This window comes from Pseudomonadota bacterium, assembly GCA_039028935.1.
Lineage (GTDB): Bacteria > Pseudomonadota > Gammaproteobacteria > Steroidobacterales > SZUA-146 > SZUA-146.
Genome location: JBCCHD010000074.1, coordinates 1 through 4,121, shown reverse-complemented (window position 1 = coordinate 4,121; position 4,121 = coordinate 1). Strand labels below are relative to the sequence as shown.

5 protein-coding genes are annotated in these 4,121 nt (G+C 55.9%); all 5 read left to right on the top strand.

Annotated features, from left to right (window positions below; translation table 11 throughout):
* Positions 1-140 (top strand): 30S ribosomal protein S7 (locus AAF465_17235; GenBank protein MEM7084468.1); only part of this gene is annotated, 140 nt, incomplete at its 5' end.
* 30 nt (positions 141-170) lie between these two features.
* Positions 171-2,273, top strand: a complete 2,103-nt coding sequence (gene fusA / locus AAF465_17230; GenBank protein MEM7084467.1) for an elongation factor G — start codon at positions 171-173, stop codon at positions 2,271-2,273.
* A 43-nt stretch (positions 2,274-2,316) separates the two neighbouring features.
* A complete protein-coding gene (gene tuf, locus AAF465_17225; GenBank protein MEM7084466.1) occupies positions 2,317-3,510 on the top strand; it encodes an elongation factor Tu in 1,194 nt (397 codons plus the stop codon).
* A 5-nt stretch (positions 3,511-3,515) separates the two neighbouring features.
* Positions 3,516-3,836, top strand: coding sequence for a 30S ribosomal protein S10 (rpsJ, locus tag AAF465_17220; GenBank protein ID MEM7084465.1), 321 nt, complete (start codon positions 3,516-3,518; stop codon positions 3,834-3,836).
* Positions 3,837-4,016: 180 nt separating this feature from the next.
* Positions 4,017-4,121: 50S ribosomal protein L3 (rplC, locus tag AAF465_17215; protein ID MEM7084464.1), on the top strand; the 105-nt coding region annotated here is incomplete at its 3' end.

Genomic DNA, 4,121 nt, shown 5'->3' with positions numbered 1-4,121 from the left:
GCGGCGAAAAGTCGACCACGCAAAAACTTGCCGGCGAATTACTCGACGCGGCTGAAAAGCGCGGCTCAGCAGTGAAGAAGCGTGAAGACACGCACCGCATGGCTGAAGCCAACAAAGCGTTTGCCCACTACCGCTGGTAATCACGTAAGCGAGTATCCAAGGATCTTTACGTGGCCCGCACAACCCCCATTGGACGATACCGCAACGTAGGTATCATGGCGCACATCGACGCGGGTAAAACCACGACGACCGAGCGCATCCTTTATTACACGGGGGTCTCTCACAAGATCGGTGAGGTCCACGACGGCGCTGCCACTATGGATTGGATGGCGCAGGAGCAAGAGCGCGGCATCACAATTACTTCGGCTGCTACCACCTGCTTCTGGCAAGGTATGGATCAGCAGTTCGAGCAGCACCGCATCAATATCATCGACACCCCTGGCCACGTCGATTTCACCATTGAAGTTGAACGCTCGTTGCGCGTGCTCGATGGTGCTGTTGCCGTGTTTTGTGCCGTGGGGGGGGTGGAACCCCAGTCTGAAACGGTCTGGCGGCAGGCCAACAAGTATCACGTACCTCGTATGGCATTCGTCAACAAGATGGATCGAGCGGGTGCCGATTTCTTGCGCGTTGTCGATCAAATTAAAGATCGCCTCGGCGCTAACCCTGTGCCGCTCCAGCTGCCGATTGGCGCTGAAGATGAATTCAAGGGTGTGATCGATCTTATCGGTATGCGCGCTATCTACTGGGATGATTCAACCCAGGGCATGCGCTACGAGGAAACTGAAATCCCCGCAGACTTGTTGTCGATCGCTGAAGAGTATCGCGAGAACATGGTTGAGGCCGCCGCCGAAGCCAGCGAGGAATTGATGGAAAAGTACCTCGAAGACGGGGAGCTGAGTGCGGACGACATCAAGCAAGGCATTCGACTGCAAACCCTGGCTAACGAGATTGTCCCGGCTATGTGCGGGAGTGCATTTAAAAACAAGGGTGTTCAGGCGATGCTCGATGGGATTATCGAGTTCATGCCGTCCCCCGTCGACGTTCCTGCCATTACCGGTATTCTAGATGACGCCGAAGGCACCGAGGCTGAGCGGCCGTCTGACGATAAGGCGCCTTTTGCGGCACTGGCATTCAAAATTGCAACTGACCCCTTCGTGGGCAGTCTGACCTTCTTCCGGGTGTACTCCGGCGTCCTCAGTTCGGGTGACGCCATTTTCAATCCGGTGAAGAGCAAAAAAGAGCGCATTGGGCGAATTTTGCAGATGCACTCGAACAATCGCGAAGAGATCAAAGAAGTGCGCGCGGGCGACATCGCCGCCGCTGTGGGGCTCAAAGATGTGACCACTGGGGACACACTTTGCGACCTCAAAGAAGTCATTACGCTTGAGCGCATGGAGTTCCCGGATCCTGTGATTTCGGTTGCGGTAGAGCCAAAGACCAAAGTCGACCAGGAAAAGATGGGCGTGGCGCTAAGCAAGCTGGCGCAAGAGGATCCCTCGTTTCGCGTGCACACCGATGAGGAGTCCAACCAAACCATCATCTCCGGTATGGGCGAACTGCACCTTGATATTATCGTCGATCGCATGAGTCGCGAGTTTAGTGTCGAGGCTAACGTCGGTAAGCCGCAGGTGGCCTATCGTGAAACGATCCGCAGCGTTGTCGAGAAGGAAGAGGGCAAGTTCGTGCGCCAGTCTGGCGGTCGCGGTCAATACGGGCATGTCGTACTGCGCATTGAACCGCAAGAGCCCGGCAGTGGTTACGAATTTGTCAACGAAATCGTCGGCGGCGTGGTGCCGCGCGAGTATATACCTGCGGTTGATAAAGGGATTCAGGAGCAGATGGAAAACGGCGTAATCGCTGGTTTCCCGATGGTCGATGTGAAAGTCACACTAATCGACGGTTCCTACCACGATGTCGATTCGAGCGAGATGGCGTTCAAGATCGCCGGATCGATGGGTTTTCGTGCTGGCGCGCAAAACGCCAACCCAGTGCTGCTTGAGCCCTTGATGAGCGTTGAGGTTGTTACCCCCGAAGATTATTTGGGCGATGTAATGGGCGACCTGAACCGTCGTCGTGGCATCACGCAGGGTATGGACGATGCGCCTGCGGGCAAGATTATTCGCGCGGAAGTGCCGTTGGCCGAGATGTTTGGCTACGCCACTGATTTGCGCTCGGCAACCCAAGGTCGCGCGACCTACTCCATGGAATTTTGCAAGTATGCGGAGGCGCCAACAACGGTGGCCGACGCGGTAATGAAAAAAGCATCCTGATCGAAACAGAAACACACTACGACTATTTAACGAGGTTAAAGCGGTGTCCAAAGAGAAATTTGAAAGAACGAAGCCACACGTAAACGTGGGGACGATTGGTCACGTCGACCACGGTAAGACGACGCTGACGGCGGCATTGACGAAGGTGCAGGCTGAAGCGATGGGTGGAGGCGATTTCAAGGCGTACGATCAGATTGATAACGCGCCGGAAGAACGCGCACGCGGTATTACGATTGCGACGGCGCACGTTGAGTACGAGTCAGCAGCACGTCACTACGCGCACGTTGACTGCCCGGGCCACGCGGACTACGTGAAGAACATGATCACGGGAGCGGCGCAGATGGACGGTGCTATTTTGGTGTGCAGCGCGGCCGATGGTCCGATGCCGCAAACCCGCGAGCACATTCTGCTGGCGCGTCAGGTGGGTGTTCCGTACATCGTGGTTTACCTGAACAAAGCGGACATGGTTGACGATGAAGAGCTGCTTGAGCTGGTTGAGATGGAAGTGCGCGAGCTGCTGGATTCTTATGAATTCCCGGGCGACGACACGCCGATCATCACCGGATCTGCGCTGAAGGCGCTTGAGGGCGACACGAGCGACATCGGCGTGCCGAGTATTGGCAAGCTGATGGAAGCGCTGGACAGCTACATTCCGCAGCCTGAGCGTCCGATTGATCAGCCGTTCCTGCTGCCTATTGAAGACGTGTTCTCGATCTCAGGTCGCGGCACGGTGGTAACCGGGCGCGTTGAGCGCGGTATCGTGAAGGTGGGTGACGAGATTGAGATCGTCGGCATCAAAGCGACCGAGAAGACCACGGTGACGGGTGTAGAGATGTTCCGCAAGTTGCTGGACTCTGGAGAGGCTGGCGACAACGTGGGTGTACTGTTGCGCGGCACGAAGCGAGAAGAGGTTGAGCGCGGTCAGGTGTTGTGTGTGCCTGGTAGCATCAACCCGCATATTGCGTTCGAGGCAGAGGTTTATGTCTTGAGCAAGGAAGAGGGTGGTCGACACACGCCGTTTTTCAACGGTTATCGTCCGCAGTTTTACTTCCGCACGACGGACGTGACGGGTGCTTGCGATTTGCCTGAGGGCGTTGAGATGGTGATGCCGGGTGACAACGTGAAGATGAGCGTGAAGTTGATTGCGCCGATCGCGATGGAAGAGGGCTTGCGCTTTGCGGTCCGTGAAGGCGGTCGCACGGTGGGTGCTGGCGTCGTATCGAAGATTGTTGAGTAATTCGAATGGCAACTGCAGACAACCAAACAATTCGCATTCGCCTGAAGGCTTTCGATCATCGTTTGATCGATAAGTCGGCTCGCGAAATCCTGGAAACCGCCAAACGTACCGGCGCCTACGTAGTGGGCCCGATACCGCTGCCGACCAAGAAAGAGCGTTTCACCGTGCTAATTTCGCCGCACGTCAACAAAGACGCGCGGGATCAATACGAGATCCGCACGCACAAGCGTTTGATCGATATCGTCGATCCGACCGACAAAACGGTCGATGCCCTGATGAAACTCGATCTGGCAGCTGGCGTGGATGTGCAAATTAAGCTGAATTAATGCTTATAGCCTCTTGGCTGAGGCGAAATATAAGTGTTAAAATGAGCGGCTTTCCGGCCCCGTAGTAGCGCAGCTGTTACGGGGCTTGATTTTGCCAGAGACGAAATCCCCGATGAGGGCTCGCCTGGCCGTGAATACGACACCGATCAACCGTAATCGGTGGTGAATAGAGGAATAACGATGGCAATTGGTTTAGTCGGCCGCAAGGCAGGCATGACCCGTGTGTTTACGGACGCCGGCGACTCAGTTCCGGTAACCGTAATCGAGGTCGAGCCGAATCGCATC